18 protein-coding genes are annotated in these 15,868 nt (G+C 35.9%); 11 read left to right on the top strand and 7 right to left on the bottom strand.

Annotation, left to right across the window (positions count from 1 at the left end; translation table 11 throughout):
* The first annotated feature begins 153 nt into the window (after positions 1–153).
* Positions 154–795, top strand: coding sequence for a ribulose-phosphate 3-epimerase (gene rpe / locus FACI_RS06410; RefSeq protein ID WP_009887317.1), 642 nt, complete (start codon positions 154–156; stop codon positions 793–795).
* On the opposite strand, the gene FACI_RS06405 is transcribed toward rpe, so the two are convergent.
* Entirely contained in the window at positions 790–1,758 is a 969-nt protein-coding gene (locus tag FACI_RS06405) for an alcohol dehydrogenase catalytic domain-containing protein (RefSeq protein ID WP_009887316.1), read from the bottom strand. The two genes, rpe and FACI_RS06405, sit on opposite strands and share 6 nt — an antisense overlap.
* An 82-nt stretch (positions 1,759–1,840) precedes the next feature.
* Positions 1,841–2,527, bottom strand: coding sequence for a tetratricopeptide repeat protein (locus FACI_RS06400; RefSeq protein ID WP_009887315.1), 687 nt, complete (start codon positions 2,525–2,527; stop codon positions 1,841–1,843).
* A gap of 89 nt (positions 2,528–2,616) precedes the next feature.
* On the opposite strand from FACI_RS06400, the gene FACI_RS06395 reads away from it, so the two are divergent.
* Positions 2,617–3,675 carry a polyprenyl synthetase family protein gene (locus FACI_RS06395; protein WP_009887314.1) on the top strand — a complete coding sequence of 353 codons (1,059 nt, stop codon included), beginning with the start codon at positions 2,617–2,619 and terminating at the stop codon, positions 3,673–3,675.
* Here the strand turns inward: FACI_RS06395 and xerA are convergent.
* Both xerA and FACI_RS06385 read right to left on the bottom strand, forming a co-directional pair.
* Entirely contained in the window at positions 3,672–4,514 is an 843-nt protein-coding gene (gene xerA, locus FACI_RS06390; RefSeq protein WP_009887313.1) for a site-specific tyrosine recombinase/integron integrase, read from the bottom strand. The genes FACI_RS06395 and xerA overlap by 4 nt on opposite strands.
* 51 nt (positions 4,515–4,565) lie before the next feature.
* Positions 4,566–4,994 (bottom strand): hypothetical protein, encoded by a 429-nt coding sequence (locus FACI_RS06385; protein ID WP_009887312.1) that lies wholly within the window; start codon positions 4,992–4,994, stop codon positions 4,566–4,568.
* Between the two features lie 224 nt (positions 4,995–5,218).
* Between FACI_RS06385 and FACI_RS06380 the strand changes: the two genes are divergently transcribed.
* From FACI_RS06380 to FACI_RS06355, 6 genes are all read left to right on the top strand, one after another.
* The gene (locus tag FACI_RS06380; protein ID WP_009887311.1) at positions 5,219–6,271 is read left to right on the top strand and encodes an NAD(P)-dependent glycerol-1-phosphate dehydrogenase; all 1,053 of its coding nucleotides are present in this window, start codon (positions 5,219–5,221) and stop codon (positions 6,269–6,271) included.
* A gap of 423 nt (positions 6,272–6,694) precedes the next feature.
* A complete protein-coding gene (locus FACI_RS06375) occupies positions 6,695–7,558 on the top strand; it encodes an IS481-like element ISFac5 family transposase (RefSeq protein ID WP_009886695.1) in 864 nt (287 codons plus the stop codon).
* 121 nt (positions 7,559–7,679) lie between these two features.
* On the top strand, positions 7,680–8,120 hold the full coding sequence (locus FACI_RS06370) for a UPF0179 family protein (protein ID WP_009887310.1): 441 nt from the start codon (positions 7,680–7,682) through the stop codon (positions 8,118–8,120).
* Positions 8,120–9,295 carry a YchF-related putative GTPase gene (gene ychF, locus FACI_RS06365; RefSeq protein ID WP_009887309.1) on the top strand — a complete coding sequence of 392 codons (1,176 nt, stop codon included), beginning with the start codon at positions 8,120–8,122 and terminating at the stop codon, positions 9,293–9,295. The genes FACI_RS06370 and ychF overlap by 1 nt, the downstream gene beginning before the upstream one ends.
* Positions 9,296–9,299: 4 nt before the next feature.
* Positions 9,300–9,728, top strand: a complete 429-nt coding sequence (locus FACI_RS06360) for a 30S ribosomal protein S12 (RefSeq protein WP_048074061.1) — start codon at positions 9,300–9,302, stop codon at positions 9,726–9,728.
* A 4-nt stretch (positions 9,729–9,732) separates the two neighbouring features.
* Positions 9,733–10,296, top strand: a complete 564-nt coding sequence (locus FACI_RS06355; protein ID WP_019841636.1) for a 30S ribosomal protein S7 — start codon at positions 9,733–9,735, stop codon at positions 10,294–10,296.
* An 89-nt stretch (positions 10,297–10,385) separates the two neighbouring features.
* Here FACI_RS06355 and FACI_RS06350 read toward each other — a convergent pair whose 3' ends face one another.
* Together FACI_RS06350 and FACI_RS06345 are read right to left on the bottom strand one after the other, a co-directional pair.
* A complete protein-coding gene (locus tag FACI_RS06350) occupies positions 10,386–10,904 on the bottom strand; it encodes a hypothetical protein (RefSeq protein WP_009887306.1) in 519 nt (172 codons plus the stop codon).
* 131 nt (positions 10,905–11,035) lie between these two features.
* Positions 11,036–11,488 (bottom strand): multiprotein bridging factor aMBF1, encoded by a 453-nt coding sequence (locus tag FACI_RS06345; RefSeq protein WP_009887305.1) that lies wholly within the window; start codon positions 11,486–11,488, stop codon positions 11,036–11,038.
* A gap of 252 nt (positions 11,489–11,740) precedes the next feature.
* Between FACI_RS06345 and FACI_RS06340 the strand changes: the two genes are divergently transcribed.
* Together FACI_RS06340 and FACI_RS06335 are read left to right on the top strand one after the other, a co-directional pair.
* Entirely contained in the window at positions 11,741–12,403 is a 663-nt protein-coding gene (locus tag FACI_RS06340; RefSeq protein ID WP_009887304.1) for a fibrillarin-like rRNA/tRNA 2'-O-methyltransferase, read from the top strand.
* 234 nt (positions 12,404–12,637) lie between these two features.
* Positions 12,638–12,919: a hypothetical protein gene (locus tag FACI_RS06335; RefSeq protein ID WP_009887303.1), complete on the top strand. Its 282-nt coding sequence runs from the start codon at positions 12,638–12,640 to the stop codon at positions 12,917–12,919.
* 367 nt (positions 12,920–13,286) lie between these two features.
* Here FACI_RS06335 and aspS read toward each other — a convergent pair whose 3' ends face one another.
* On the bottom strand, positions 13,287–14,570 hold the full coding sequence (aspS, locus tag FACI_RS06330) for an aspartate--tRNA(Asn) ligase (RefSeq protein WP_009887302.1): 1,284 nt from the start codon (positions 14,568–14,570) through the stop codon (positions 13,287–13,289).
* 116 nt (positions 14,571–14,686) lie between these two features.
* On the opposite strand from aspS, the gene FACI_RS06325 reads away from it, so the two are divergent.
* Complete coding sequence (locus FACI_RS06325) at positions 14,687–15,832, top strand: PLP-dependent transferase (protein ID WP_009887301.1); 1,146 nt, start codon at positions 14,687–14,689, stop codon at positions 15,830–15,832.
* The last annotated feature ends 36 nt before the right edge of the window (positions 15,833–15,868 follow it).

Genomic DNA, 15,868 nt, shown 5'->3' with positions numbered 1-15,868 from the left:
AGTATGACAATTGAATATAACCACTTCAAAAATTAATAAGTTCTGAACACCCTGCCCACAACACAGGTTGGTAGATTTCCTGTTTAAAAATAGTAGCAGGTGGCAGAATAAAAAAGAATAAATCATACCATATAATTCTATGTTGTGAATAACATGGAAATTTCTCCATCAATAATATCCAGTAACCTTCTGGAACTTGGAACCCAGATTAAGGAATGCCAGGATGCTGGTGCAGGGTCTTTTCATCTTGACATTATGGATGGCCATTTTGTAGATAATATAACTATGGGGCCTGACCTTGTTGCTGCAATAAGAAAGGGCACGAATCTCAGGCTTGATTGCCATCTTATGATAGAACGCCCGGACCGCTATTATAAATCGTTCATAAATGCTGGAGCGGATGTTCTTTTAATACATTATGAAACGCCTATTGAGGTCATTAATTTAATAAAAAAGTTTCAGGACGAGAATATAAGGTACGGCATTGTCATAAACCCCGACACAGATGTAAAAAAAATTTATAAGTTAATCCCGGGTAGTGAAATTGTTCTGGTAATGTCTGTGTTTCCAGGATTTTCAGGCCAGAAATTTATAGAAAAATCACTTGAGAAGGTTAAAGCACTGAGAGAGTTTATTGATGAAAATAATTACAGTACCAGAATAGAAATAGATGGTGGAATAAATAATGAAACGGGAAAACTGGCCGTAGAGGCTGGAGCAGATATACTGGTATCCGCTTCATACATATTTAAAAATGGCATTAATGAAAGTATAAAAAAGTTAAAATCTTTATAAATTAAAAACTATTCTCCCATTTACCCTATCCTTAAATGCATGCAGTGCGTCTTTTATATCCCATAAACTGTATTCCTTATATACGGGCAGGCGAAAATTGCTTTTTTCCAGTATCTGCAGAAGTTCTGTTAAATCTTTTCTTGTCCCGCCGGTTGACCCTATTATTTCCAGTTCATTGGTGTAAACGTTTGCTATGTCAAGGTCTGCGTTTCTTCCGGTTAAAACCCCGTAAGTTACTATTTTCCCTCTTCTCTTCAAATGCTTTATTGAATCTCCGAAAAGTTTTCCTCCAAGCGGGTTAACAATAATATCAGCTTTGAAGTCGTCAGGGACAGAATCCAGCACCTTAATGCCAAGGCTTTCAAGTTCCCTGTTTCTGGAGTATACATAAACATCCATACCCATCTGGCGTGCTATCTGCACAGTAAATATGCCTGTATTTCCCGCACCATATACCAGTATCTTATCGTTTATCCCTGCCCTGGCACGTTTCAGCGATCTGTAGGATGTCAATGCCCCGATGCCGATGCTGACAGCCGTGTTGTCATCAATAGACTCTGGAACCCTGAAAAGATTTTGCTCACCTATTTTTATATAATCAGCATAGCCACCGTTGGTAATAACACCCCATATCCCACCATTGTAGCATAAATGTTCATTTCCAGAGTAGCACATATCACAGCCATTGTCAAAAATCCGGTTATATACTATTACACGATCCCCTTTGCGTATACGTTTTCCATCTTCCATGGCAATTCCCATTACCTCTGAACCCGGAATATGGGGCATAGGGTTTACATTATATACAATGTTTCCAGCTATAAGATTGTAATCCAGTGGATTTAACCCTGCCTTTACTATTTTTACCTTTATGCCTTCTCCTGAGAGATCTTTATCCACGATCTTTACGTTTTCTATGCCTGGTTTTGCGAACTCATTGCCTTCATATATTAATATGGGCATCGCATTATTAAATTTATTTAATGGAAAATACCTAAAATAATTTTATATAAAATTTTTATTTTCCTTCTTCATAAAGAAATTATTACATTTTCTCAATTCTGGATTTTAATTCCTTCAAAGAAAGGTTTTCTGGAGAGTTTTTTAACGCATTGTCCACTGCCTGTAGCGCCTTTGCTTTGTCTCCCATTTTAATGTATATATTTGCCTCATCCTTGTAATATTCAGGATTCCTTGCCAGTTTAATGCAATCCTCCAGGTCCCCAAGCGCGTCTTCGTATTTCTCCATTTCCGTGTATATCTGGGACCTTTTATACAGAAACACCGGGTCTGCGCTGTTTAAATAAACAGCCTTGTTATAATCCTCAAGTGCCAGGTCTTTATCCCCCTTTCTCCAGTAAACATTGCCCCTGTTATAATAGTAATCAGGCACATCATCTTCTATTTTTATTGCAGCATCAAATTCTCCCAGTGCATCATCGAACCTGTTCATATCATCATAAATAGACCCGAGGGTGTTGTGGTAATCTCCCCTGTCAGCACTAAGTGCTATTGCACTCTTGCAATCTTTTATAGCTTCATTATACATGTGCATGGAATAGTAAGCAAGTGCCCTGTTTATATAATAATCAGGATCGGTTTTAATCAGGTTAATTGCCTTTGTAAATTCCTTAACTGCATCGGGATACTGCGTAACATTAAAGTACGATATTCCCCGCTCATTATAGTCATCAGCTTCATCATCTTTATTATATACATAATTTCCAGCCATAGTATATGGTATTTATATTTTATATATTAACATTAAGTCCAGAGAATCATGAAAAAAGTTAATAATAATTTAACCTATTACCTTCTAAAGTGAGTAATATAGAAGATAATTATAAAAAAACCCTCGATGGGCTTAAGGATAAAATCAATGCGCAGCTTGAGGCATATTTTAATTTTAAATTAAATGAGTGTGATGATACCAGAATAAAAGATATAATAATCAAATTGCGCGATTTCACATTGAATGGCGGGAAGCGTTTGAGGCCAATATTAATGATCATGGGATATAATATGTTCTCCGGGCAGGATGAAAGAATAATCAAGGCTTCAATTTCCATAGAACTGGCCCAATCCTTCCTTCTTATACATGATGACATAATGGATCAGAGCGATATGCGCAGGGGAAAGCCAAGCTTCCATAAGGCAGTAGAAGGAAGCCTGGATGGAAATGATGCTACAAGAATTGCGGAAAACCTTGCTATCAGCGCCGGCGACCTTATTGACACATTTTCCCATGAAGCACTTTTACGTTCCGGTTTCGAACTTGAAAATTTGCTGGATGCCGATTTTGAATTTTCCAGGATAATAGAGGATACTGGAAAGGGGCAGATACTGGATATATATTCTTCAATAGAGAATTTATATAGCGAGGAGAGGCTTACAAAGTTGCATTTCCTTAAAACTGCACGGTATACGGTGCAGGGGCCACTGCTAATGGGTGCTTATCTTTCAGGGAATAAAAAATATATCCAGGAAATAAAGGATTTTGGAAAATATGCGGGAATAGCCTTCCAGCTTTACGATGATATGCTGGGCATATTTGGGGTAGAAGAGAAAACAGGAAAGCCGGTTAAAGGTGATGTTAACGAAGGCAAAAAAACCCTGTTAATTATAAAAGCTTATGAGAACTCAGGGAAAGAGGACAGAGAGTTCATAGAAAGCTGCCTTAAATGCGGGGATGTAAGCGATTCTGATTTTAACAGGCTCCGGGAACTCATAAAATCAACAGGTTCATATGATTACACAAAACAGAAAATAGATGAATACAATAATATAGCAAGATCTGCACTTGAAAAAATTGATGGGGATAAGGAAGTAATAAAAATGCTTGATTTCCTTCTGGAATACCTTATAAAAAGAGAAAATTAATATTTTGGCATATGCCTGGAATACATTTCTTTTAATGTATTATCATCTATATGGGTATAAATCTGCGTGGTTGCAAGGCTTGAATGCCCCAGTATTTGCTGGATAAATCTTATATCGCCGCCATTGCGCAATATGGAAGTTGCAAATGTGTGCCTTAATACATGGGGTGTAACATTCTTTGTTATCCCTGCGTTCTTTGCCACCCTTTTCACCATTCTTTCAACTGTACTTGTATCAAATTTTGTTTTTTTATTTGATATAAACAGGTAATTGTTGCTGGATTTTATCCTGATGCGTTCTTTCATATACGATTTTATATGCTCACGGCAAATGTCCGGCATAACTACAATTCTGTCTTTATCGCCCTTTCCTGCATGAATATAAATGATATTCTCATCAAAATCTACATCGCCTATCTGCAAATTTGTTAATTCGCTTACCCTGATACCCGTATACAGGAATACTGATATTACGGCTATATCCCGGATGGATTTGGCTCCGTTTATGAGCACCCCCGCATCTTTCTGATTCAGGTAAACAGGCATTTTTTGCGATCGCCTGGGAGGGATAAGATTTGGGGGTGTATTTTTATTTTTAAATTTATAATACAATCTCAACGCTTTCATTGCTAAATACTGTGAAGCTTTTGAATATTGCTTCTCGGTTACAATAAAATTCTTGTAATTTTCTACATCGTCAAAATCAATTGAAGAAAGGTCTTTATTGCAATATGAGAGGAAACCGGATATAAGGAATTTATATTCCTTTATTGTATAGTAGCTTTTTCTTTCGGTAATCATGAACCGTTCAAATGATTTCAATTCACGGTTAATATCCATTATTGTGTATATATTATCACCTATTATTTTTATCTTTTTTTCTACTCCACCCTATGCCAGTAGATTATCACTGCCAGGTGAATCTGCAGAAATATAATATGATATAATCAAAGTGAAAAATAGGAGTATAACACCTTCAACAATCAGGTATCCCGCTTTAAGCCCATTATCCTGGCTTCCGTCCAGGGGAGATACATGAAGCACCAGGGCAAATAAAACTCCTGCAACTATGAAAATTGCCGCTGCTGTCACAAGATAATCTTTATGTTTATTGAAATTTCTGAGAGGGAATAGAAGTCCGGCAACAACAAATACATCACCGAATATTAAAAATATAGGAAATATTCTTGGTATTATGCCGTAATAGTATCCGGATTGAAAATATTTTGAAAGGCTATTGCCAGGAAGAAGGAAAATAAACAGGTATGTCAGCACCACTATAGCAAGGCCAGCAGAAAAAAATGTATTGTACCTGTTCATATTAATATTAATTGTCTGACATATTTAAACATTACGAATTGCATGATAATATATAAACATATAATAAAAATAGTTTCATACAATTTATACTTCCAAAATTTCTTATTTCCGGTATATTGAATAAAAAAATTCAATGTTTTATAAAAACCGGTGAAAGTATATTGAAAAACTTCAAAAAAGCCGGTAATACGTAAATTTATATTCTAATTGAATATCATAAGTCAATGGAATTCAATAAAACAAAGGCTATGCATTTCCCGAATGATGTTTACATAGGCCACAACGCCATAGATAGCATGCGCATAGTGGCTGAGAAAAATTTGAAATCCGGAACAATTTTGGTAATTACAGGGCAAAAAACATACAGGATAGCCGGTGAGGCTGTGGTGAATAAACTGGAAGGACTTAAGCACTATGTTTTATTTTCTGGCAACGCAACTATGGATGCAATAAAAAGTGCCAGAGAAGAAATAGCTGATATTAAAGTAGGCCTCGTTATTGGTGTTGGGGGTGGATCTAAAATAGACATGGGGAAAAAGATTGCCTTTGATTTAAATGTTCCTTTTATAAGTTTTCCTACTGCTCCGAGCCATGATGGGATCGCTTCTCCCAGGGCTTCAATATATGATGGGAAATCGTTCCTATCAATCGAAGCTGCAATGCCAACTGCAATTGTGGCAGATACAGAAATCATGGCAAAGGCACCATATCGTTTTGCTGCTGCAGGTGCTTCCGACGTAATAGCCAATATTACCGCAGTAATGGACTGGAAAATGGCCAACCGTATAAAGGGCGAAATATTCAGTACTACTGCCGCAGTTATATCTGAATATTCATCCAGAGAGCTTATAGAAAATGCAAATATGATCCAGCCAGGGCTTGAAGCCAGTATATGGATGATAACAAAACAGATACTCGCATCGGGTACAGCAATGGCAATAGCCGGTTCTTCCAGACCCGCCAGTGGCAGCGAGCATTTATTTGCACATGCACTTGAAATTCTTGGAAGCGGAAATGCGATGCATGGTGAACAGGTTGCAATGGGGTCTCTTGTGTCAATGTATCTCCACGGGGGAGACTGGAAAATGCTTTACGATACATACAAAAAAATAGGTGTATCAACAAAGGCAAAGGATTATGGGATACCGGACGAAATCGCCATTAAGGCATTATCTATTGCCCACCGGCTGAGGCCCCAGAGATATACCATACTTGGGGAAACAGACCTGAATGAGGAAGTTTCCAGAAATGCATTAAAGCTGACTGGAGTAATATAAGTTTTATATTTTAGTAGTAGCTCCACATATTTGCTGGCAACTTTGAACCAGCTATTAAATGCATATAGGGATTTCATACAAATTATAACGGTGAGATTTACTGCTGCAAAAAAACTGTTCGTTCTGTGGCATCTCTCTAAACCGGGGTTTTCTGCTATGAGACAGTAGATTTCTTATTGTTCACCGGCACTTAAACTGGCATCAAGGGAAAACGTAAAGTAATACAGCACATAACTTCAATTTCTGTATAATTATGTGCCCTATACCATTTAACATCAACAATAAGGCATAAGAAAAACCGGGAATCCCGGAAGTTGCCTGTACAGTTATTGAAGTTTATCGTTCAAACAGAAAGATATATTGTCCCGTAAATATTTCCTATATATACCCTCTAAAAATATAATAAAAGAATATAAGCCCAGAATGAAGTTAAATGAGAAAAAAATAAAATATATAATAAGGGAGAAAAATAAGAGAAGATCATCTACAGAAATAGCTAAGGAAATGAAAATAACAACAAGGTATGTAAATTACATATACAAAAAATACAGGGATAATGGAGAATATACAATAGGTAAAAGGAAACATAGGGAATTAAACAGCAAGGATATAGAAATAGTTAAAAAAATAAGATATGAATACCCTATGTCAGGACCTGAAAGAATAAGGAAATACCTTAAAAGAAAGGGGATAATAATAGCTAAAAACAATATATACAGAATACTGTTATTATTAAATATGGTTGATAACAGCAATAATAAGAAGAAACAGAGAAAATATATAAAATATGAGAGGAAACATAGCAACTCACTATGGCATATGGACTGGACTAAATACAGTGACAGTGAGAAGTTAATAATAATAGAAGATGATGCTTCAAGGTTCATAGTAGGAATGGGAATATACGGTGAGGAAACAATAGATAATACAATAGAAGCACTGGAAATAGCAATAAACACTTACGGTAAGCCTGAAGAGATATTAACAGACCATGGAACACAGTTCTTTTCAAATGGTAAGAATGGAATACCTGGAGATCACAATAAGTTCCAGGAATACTTAGATAACAGTAATATAAAACACATACTTGGAAGGGTAAAACACCCTGAAACAAATGGAAAACTGGAGAGATTAAACTATACCATAAAACGTTTAAGGCCATATTTCAGTACCTGGGAAGAGGTAGTATACCATTACAACTATGAAAGGATGCATGACTCACTGTCAGATGGTGATAATATAGTTACACCAGCAATGGCATATAAAAATAAAATGGTGGTAAAATGAAAAAATATAAATTCATACAGTATATAAAGGAAATAATAATGGGACAGTACAGTTCAAACAGAAAGATTTAAACTCCGGGTATTATATCATAACTTTAATAAACCATATAATTTTATGGAATATGATCAAATTGAATAAAATAAGTTTAATTGGTGTAAACCTGGCTAAAAAAGATTTAGTGTTCACATTCAGAGGGCCTTTAGCTGGAAAATGCGATGAGTGCAAAATTAGAAACGTTTGCTTCAACCTGGAACCTGGAAAATCTTATAGAATTAAAGAAGTAAAGGAACAGATTAATCCCTGCTTTATTTATGACACAAATAAAGTTTCCACAATTGATGTAGAGGAAGTTGAGAACACATACAATGTACAGAACGGAAAACGTCTGATGGAAGGCTCTTCAATGGAATTGCGAAGTATGAAATGTGATTATTTAACATGCCCCAATATAGAAAAATGCAACCTTCTGAACCTGAAAGGCAATAAGAAAATTGTTGTTAAAAAGATAATAGGGAAAATAAGCTGCCCGAAGGGATATGATATGCGGGAAGTTGAATCTTAATGTTAAAGATTGGATTAATCGGGAAGCCAAATGCTGGCAAATCAACTTTATTTTCGGCTATTACATCAATAGATGTAGATATAGCAAATTATCCATTCACCACCATTAAGCCTAATGTTGGTATTTCCTTTGTCAAGGACAAATGCCCTGAAAATGAGATAAATGCAAAATGCAATCCAAGAGAAGGCAAATGCCTGGATGGAATAAGATACATCCCGGTAGAAATAATAGATGTCCCGGGGCTAATAGAGGGTGCCAGTGAAGGAAAGGGCATGGGCAATGAGTTTCTTGACAATATACGTGATGCAGATTTAATAATCAATCTTTTTGATGCGTCCGGCATGACTGATATGGAGGGAAACCCTTCAGAGAGCGGCCATGACCCCCTGGATGATATCAAGTTTGTAAACAATGAGATAATAAGCTGGATGAATGGAAAAATTTCTAAGGATTGGCAAAAATTTGCAAGGAAGGAAGATAATAGCCCGGAACGCCTGGATGTCAAAATTCTCCAGAAAGCAGCAACATTCGGTTTAAGTGAAAAGGATGTTAGTTTTATAATGACTAAGGAATCGTTCCCGGACAAGCTTATACACTGGACAGATAATGACATTAACAGGTTCTCTGAGGCCATCCTTAAATATGTTAAACCCGTGTTCAGCATAGGAAATAAATTAGACCTGTTAACGGATGACTCAATAAAGGCACTTAAAGAAAGAGAAAATAAAATGTATCTGATTTCAGCAGAATACGAGCTTTTAATAGAAAAGGCATATAATAACGGCTATATAAGTTCTGATGCAATTGATTTTACCTTTACGGATAAATCTGGAGAAGCCCAGAAAACCGTTCTTAACAGGATAAAGGAAAAGTACAGGAATGGAGAGATCATGCGATTTTATGATGTTCTCACTTCAATAATAAAATCACTGGGGTATATTGTAGTATATCCAGTTCTGGATGAAACAAAATGGGAGGATAAAAATGGCAATGTGCTTCCTGATGCTTACCTGATGAAGGATGGCGATACAGCACTGGATATGGCATATAAAATACACACGGATATAGGAAAGAACTTTATAAGGGCAGTGAACGGAAGAACCAAGAGAGTAATTGGAAAAGATTATAAATTATTAAATAATGACGTTATCAAGATAATTTCAAATTCAAGGTGATATAGTGCCCAATGGTATGAATGCAGGAAAAAAATTGATGAAAGCAAGGAAACATTATGCGTGGTCGGATCGTGATTATAAGAGGAGAATGCTTGATCTTAGAAGGAAAAGCGATCCCCTTGAAGGGTCCCCACAGGCCAAGGGCATAGTTATAGAGAAGGTAGGAATAGAGGCTAAGCAGCCCAACTCCGGAATTAGAAAATGTGTCAAAATACAGTTAATAAAAAATGGAAGGCAGTTATCCGCCTTTGCCCCCGGAGATGGAGCAATTAACTATATAGATGAACATGACGAAGTTATGGTGGAAGGCATAGGCGGAAGAATGGGCAGAAGTAAAGGAGATATACCCGGAGTAAGGTTCAAAGTCATTAAAGTTAATGGCATATCACTTAACGAGCTTGTGCGTGGAAGAAAGGAGAAAACAGTAAGGTGATTTCATGGAACAATTAATAATGAATAAATATGACGTTTCGGGCATACAGATAAAGGATCAGGGGCTTGCAACGTATATAAATTTAACATCATATCTTAATTTAGATACTGGCGGAAGGTTTTCCAATTATCTGTCAGGAAAAAGAAATGTCAATACAATTGAAAGGCTGCTTAATAACCTGATGAGAACCGAGAAGTGGACAGGAAAAAAGTATTCAGCATATAAAGTAATGAGCCAGGCATTTGATATCATAGCTACAAAAACCAAGCAGAACCCAGTTCAGATACTTGTATCTGCAATAGAGAATTCCGCACCCAGGGAAGAAGTAACAAGGTTAAAGTATGGTGGAATTGCCGTACCAAAATCAGTTGATGTTTCTCCATCCAGAAGGCTTGATGAGGCTCTCAGGAATATAGCCAGGGGAGCTACGAAGGCATCATTCAAACATAAAATCCATATCCAGGATTGTCTTGCCAATGAGATTCTACTTGCTGCCAGAAATGACGCAAACTCATTTGCAATAAGCAAAAAGGAAGAAATTGAAAGAGTTGCAGCTTCTGCAAGGTAATCTTTCAAATTTTTGTTTTTTTATTTATTCAGATATAAAAAAATTTTAGACATACTGCAAAGTAGATATTTAGAAGTTAAATTGTAATATCAGTGGTAAACAGTTATAGATACCATCAATAAAACTATGATGATTAATAATACCATGGTTATCATAGAATATATATGTGTCACTTTTCTTATTTTCTTAACCTCTTCCAGTTTACCCTGCTCGTTTAACCGGACGATGAGTTTCCCGTGGTAAATATTATTTCCGTACATAATAATAACCATGGCTATTATCAATATTTCTGCAGAGAAAAGCAATTCACCGCCAGTGCTTTGAAAGTATAGAGAAGGATTTAGCACATACCGGTAGGTCATCAATAACCCTGTCAGGATAAGCAGGCCCAGGGTTAAATTAGTCCAGAATGCAAATCTGTGCCCCACAAAACCCAGAAGCCGGGTCCTCAACTTATCATCGTTCATTTTGTATGATGCAGGCCACAGTATCAACCATATAAATATGGATCCTCCTACAAATGTTATAGCTGAAAGAACGTGTATGGAGAGAAGAATCAAAAATAGTATGTTATGTTCTGACTGTGAAATAACTAAATCTAAATACATCAGAGATAATTATTTCAATGTATATTAAGGTTATAAACGTAGCACTACTGGTCCAATGCAATATAATGCGAGTTAAAATTAAATAATTGTTAAATTTCTGTCTTAACGCCGGATATTTAACCATTCACATATTATTCATTTTTTTCAAGGAGTTTAATATTGAGAACTTTCTCAAGTTTCCTTGCGGTTGCTATATCTGGTAATAATTCCCCTCTTTCTATATTGGATAATACATTCTTCCGCTCGAATATCTTCTTTGCAAGTTCATCCTGGGTCATGTTCATTTCTTCCCTTTTGGCCTTTATCAGATCAGCATAATCTTCAACAACATCCAGTTCCTCCACATTTTCCCTGTGTACCGGTTTTTTTGTTGTTACAGGCTTTTTGAATGGTTTCTTGTATGTAACCACATTTATCTTCTTTTCAGGGAATTTTATTGTAACGTTTTCACTTATTTTGTTCAATTTCTTTTCTTCAACAGGTTCTCCAAACTTCGCACATTGCGGGCATACATTCAATATGGCACCTGATATCTTTACCTTAATTAATTTATCACTGGATACCCCACACATTTCACAGTTCATAGATATATATGCCCTACTAAAATATAGTTTTTCCCATTTCAGGGATAATAACGAATAGGATCTGATACATATTAATTGTTAAAATTTCATGGGGAACAATGGAAGTTCAACCTTATCTACTTCTGTTATTATTGTTGATTTGAATAGTTTGCAGGTGGAAGGTAGATACAGTAAGAAAAATTTCAATTATTGATAGAACTTCTGCATTCAAAAATTAGGGAAATTATTTATTTTCAATAGATATAAAGACATATGAAAAAGCATGCCCAGCCATTACAGATAAATAACAGGCGAATAGTTAATGACAGAGGTAAAATATTCACTGTAAGCGGTTTTAACCAGTCAATTTATGGAGAAAAAATTAAAAAATCTGGCGGTTTTTATTTAAGGGAATGGGATCCAAGAAGGAGCAAACTAGGTGCAGCATTGCTTAAAGGGTTTAAGTCCATGCCATTAAAGGACGACTCATCCGTACTCTATCTCGGTGCGTCAACCGGTACAACCGTAAGCCATGTATCGGATATTTGTTTCAGGGGAATGGTATTTGCTGTTGAGTTTTCTTACGATTCATTTGTTAAATTATACACTCTGGCAGAAAAAAGAAACAACATATACCCTATCCTGGAAGATGCGAACCTGCCGGAAAAGTATGAATTTTTAATTGACGGGCCCGACGTTATATACCAGGATATTGCACAGAGGAACCAGATTCAAATATTCAATGAAAATTCAAAGAAATTTAAAAACGCTGAAAAAGCCATGTTAATAATAAAGGCAAGGGCTATATCCTCTAACAGGCCGGAAAAGAGCATTGTTAATTCTGCAATAAGGGAAATAAAGGATTTTAAGGTTAAAGAAATAATAGACCTTAAACCATATGATATTGGCAATTACTTTGTATATTTAGAGAGATAATGTCATGCACACACTTTCAAATAATTATAATAACTGAAGTTAAATAATTAATTTATAATCCAAATTTCATACCTGAATGAGAATTATACAGGAGAATTATTACATAAATTCGTTTTTATTTTCATTTTTGAAATAAATAATTTTTTGTGTTTACATATATATTTAATTTGACATGAAAGTATATTAGAAAAGGTTATATAGTTCTCTTTTTTATGTAATATTAAGGTAAGAGACTTGAAAATAGAAATAGGAGAAAAATGTGATTTCGAAATAGAAAGGTCTGACATAGAGAACGTAAAGGAGGGTTCGGTAATAGCTACATATTATAGCCTGGGAAACCCAATATATGTCGAGTTAATTATCAACAGAAGCCTATCAAAGGAAATCAACAAATTCTTTGCAAACACAGACAAAAAATCCGCAATAATATCAATAGAAAGAATATCAAAATCAAAATACAGGATAACTCCAACTATAGTTATATTAAACAGGCAGCGAGGTGCATTACAAAAATAGGCAATTTTTTATGGTTCTCTGGATATGATATTTTTTGTTTTTTAAATTAATTTTTATATCGGTATTAAACTGATAAAAGCACCAGAACTTATTTTTGTTTCCTGTAAAGTAAATAATATTTCATATGAAACTGTTTCATAAAATTAGTAGATAAAAGCAAAAAATGTAAAACCAGTATCCATTAGCCCGGGTAATGGTAAACTGCATATGCCGTGGTTCTATTACCAAAAATTTATATACTATTATTACAATATATTAATTGGTCTTCCTAATGTCATTATATAGAAAGAAAGGAAAGGACGAATTAGATGAAGTAGCCAGCTATGAAGATTTAGAAAAAGATATATGGAGAGAGGAAAAAAATAATTCAGGGAGAAAGGCGGGTTCTGTCCCTAGGAAATAATGTAGATTCCCTAACGTTGTTTAAATGGAGGAGATTCATCACCAGCCGTTCAAGGCCGAGTCCCCATCCGGCATGTGGTGGCATCCCAAATTTGAATGCTTTTTCGTAAAATTCGAAATCATTTTTGTTTAATCCCTTTTTCATGAAGTTATCTTCAAGCATTTTGTAATTATGGATCCTCTGGGCTCCGGACGTTACCTCTATATCATTTAACTGCAGGTCAAATGATTTTGTCAAAGCCGGATTTGTATCCGGATGTGTATAGAAAGGCCTCATATCGGAGGGCCAGCCAGTAATAAAGTAAAACCCGTTGAACTTCTCCGCAAGTATTTTATTAGCTTCGGGCGAAAAGTCATCACCGAAATTCAGTTTTAACCCGTGATCATTCAGGTATTCAATGCCATCTTCATAGCTTATCCTCGGGAAAGGCGTTTCGATTTTCTCCAGATGGTAGCCATATTCCTCAAGCTTTGTATGCATCAGGTCAATGTTTCTATTCACTGCATAGGAAATTGCATTTTCAAGGTATTCCATTGCCTTTTTGTCATCGATAAATGCGGCTTCCATATCTATTGATGTAAATTCGTTCAGATGCCTTACTGTATTTTCCTTTTCTGCCCTGAATGCAGGCCCTACTTCGAATACCTTATCAAAGCCGGAAGCTATAAGTATTTCCTTATAAAGTTGCGGGGACTGGTTAAGAAAAGCATTTTTCTCAAAGTACTCGACCCTGAAGAGGTCCGCTCCGCCTTCAGTTGCAGCTGCAACTATCTTTGGTGTATGTACCTCGATAAAATTTTCTTTATTCATAAACTCCCTTATTCCAAACAGGAGCTGGCTTTCGAACTGGAATATCAGGAGATGTTCCGGCTTTCTTAAATCAAGAAATCTATTGTTAAGGCGCGTATCAAAATCAGCGGAAACACGGTCAATAACACCAAGTGGAAGCGGTGTGTCGGCTATAGAAAGTATCTCTATTTCAATTCCCTGGATTTCCATACCTGATTTGCTGATACTTTTTTTATTCAAAGTTCCATACACAGAAATTACGGATTCTCTTGTTATGTCATAGAGCTGGTCATAATTCTTCATACTATCCTTTTTTGCTGTTACCTGAATGCTCCCGGTATTGTCCCTCATAATTATAAACATGAGGTTTTTAATTTTTCTTGTTTCCTGTACCCAGCCTTTTATCGTTACATCCGATCCATCATCAAGTGTTTTTATATCGGCTATATAAGTTCTCATCTTTATGGTATATTCATCTATTATTAAATTTTTTAACTTTTTGGAATTTTAACATGTCCTGTTATTATATTCAGGATATTACAAAGATTAATATTTAATTAATTATACGTATATTTATGAACAACAATGGCTTTAATTCTAGATGTGTCCATTCCGGAGACATGGAAATAGAAGGTGTTGGAAACGTTGTAACGCCTATTTTTGAAAATTCAACCTTCGAGTTCCCTGAGAGTGGCGTAGCCGGCAAATATATCTATTCAAGATGGGGCAACCCTACAGTTGAATCCTTTGAAAAAAAGTATGCAGACCTTGAGAAAACAGAACATGCTTTTGCCTTTTCAACGGGCATGGCAGCTATAACCTCAAGCATCATGCCATACCTGAAGAGTGGCGACTCTGTACTTGCGCTCAATGAACTCTACGGGCAAACATTTGGTTTTTTCTCAAAAGTTCTGCCACAGTATAAAATCAATGTTGATTTTACATCTGTCAATGACCTGAATAGACTGGATTTTAAAAATAAAAATTATAAACTGCTTTATCTGGAATCAATTACTAACCCACTGCTGGAAGTACCTGATATTGTAAACCTCTCCAGAATCTGTAAGGAGGAGGGAATAAAACTCATGGTGGATGCAACCTTTGCCACCCCATACAACCAGAATCCTGTTTCACTGGGGGCGGATATGGCGTTGCATAGCGGGACAAAGTACATATCAGGGCATTCGGACCTTTTGATAGGGCTTGCGGGCTTCAATGATAACTATGATAACCTTGATTTTTACAGAAAAACTTTTGGGGGAACGCCTGATGCATTTCAGGCTTTTCTTGCATACAGGGGATTGAAAACCCTGGGATTAAGGATGGAAAGGCATAATAAAAATGCAATGGAACTTGCAAAAGTATTAAACGAGTCTAGTAGAATAGAGGAGGTTTATTACCCGGGTCTCAAAAATAGTGAATATTTCGATGTTGCTGAGAAAAACCTGAAGGGTTATGGTGGAATGGTGTCATTTAAGGTAAAGGGTGGAATAGAAAATTCACATAAATTGATAAAAAATCTTAATATTCCGAAATATGCAGTAAGCCTCGGGGGCGTAGAAAGCCTGATATCCATTCCTGTTGAAGGGACACATAAAGCACTATCACCTGAAGAAAGGAAAGCATCAGGAATCACGGACAACCTTGTAAGGCTTTCAGTTGGAATAGAGGATTCAGAAGATTTATTGCAGGATTTTGAAAATGCCCTTGAAAAAATTTAAACTGCCGCTTTATTTTTATAATTATTCTATTGAAAG

It is taken from the genome of Ferroplasma acidarmanus Fer1, from assembly GCF_000152265.2.
Classification (GTDB): domain Archaea; phylum Thermoplasmatota; class Thermoplasmata; order Thermoplasmatales; family Thermoplasmataceae; genus Ferroplasma; species Ferroplasma acidiphilum.
The sequence above is the reverse complement of the archived record's forward strand: the minus strand, read 5'-3'. Positions and strand labels throughout refer to the sequence as shown.

Excerpts from the sequence above, each read along its gene's own strand:
- rpe (WP_009887317.1), top strand. The coding sequence starts at position 154 with ATGGAAATTTCTCCATCAATAATATCCAGTAACCTTCTGGAACTTGGA.
- FACI_RS06405 (WP_009887316.1), bottom strand. The coding sequence starts at position 1,758 with ATGCCCATATTAATATATGAAGGCAATGAGTTCGCAAAACCAGGCATA.
- FACI_RS06400 (WP_009887315.1), bottom strand. The coding sequence starts at position 2,527 with ATGGCTGGAAATTATGTATATAATAAAGATGATGAAGCTGATGACTAT.
- xerA (WP_009887313.1), bottom strand. The coding sequence starts at position 4,514 with ATGGATATTAACCGTGAATTGAAATCATTTGAACGGTTCATGATTACC.
- FACI_RS06385 (WP_009887312.1), bottom strand. The coding sequence starts at position 4,994 with ATGAACAGGTACAATACATTTTTTTCTGCTGGCCTTGCTATAGTGGTG.
- FACI_RS06380 (WP_009887311.1), top strand. The coding sequence starts at position 5,219 with ATGGAATTCAATAAAACAAAGGCTATGCATTTCCCGAATGATGTTTAC.
- FACI_RS06375 (WP_009886695.1), top strand. The coding sequence starts at position 6,695 with ATGAAGTTAAATGAGAAAAAAATAAAATATATAATAAGGGAGAAAAAT.
- FACI_RS06370 (WP_009887310.1), top strand. The coding sequence starts at position 7,680 with ATGATCAAATTGAATAAAATAAGTTTAATTGGTGTAAACCTGGCTAAA.
- ychF (WP_009887309.1), top strand. The coding sequence starts at position 8,120 with ATGTTAAAGATTGGATTAATCGGGAAGCCAAATGCTGGCAAATCAACT.
- FACI_RS06355 (WP_019841636.1), top strand. The coding sequence starts at position 9,733 with ATGGAACAATTAATAATGAATAAATATGACGTTTCGGGCATACAGATA.
- FACI_RS06350 (WP_009887306.1), bottom strand. The coding sequence starts at position 10,904 with ATGTATTTAGATTTAGTTATTTCACAGTCAGAACATAACATACTATTT.
- FACI_RS06345 (WP_009887305.1), bottom strand. The coding sequence starts at position 11,488 with ATGAACTGTGAAATGTGTGGGGTATCCAGTGATAAATTAATTAAGGTA.
- FACI_RS06340 (WP_009887304.1), top strand. The coding sequence starts at position 11,741 with ATGAAAAAGCATGCCCAGCCATTACAGATAAATAACAGGCGAATAGTT.
- aspS (WP_009887302.1), bottom strand. The coding sequence starts at position 14,570 with ATGAGAACTTATATAGCCGATATAAAAACACTTGATGATGGATCGGAT.
- FACI_RS06325 (WP_009887301.1), top strand. The coding sequence starts at position 14,687 with ATGAACAACAATGGCTTTAATTCTAGATGTGTCCATTCCGGAGACATG.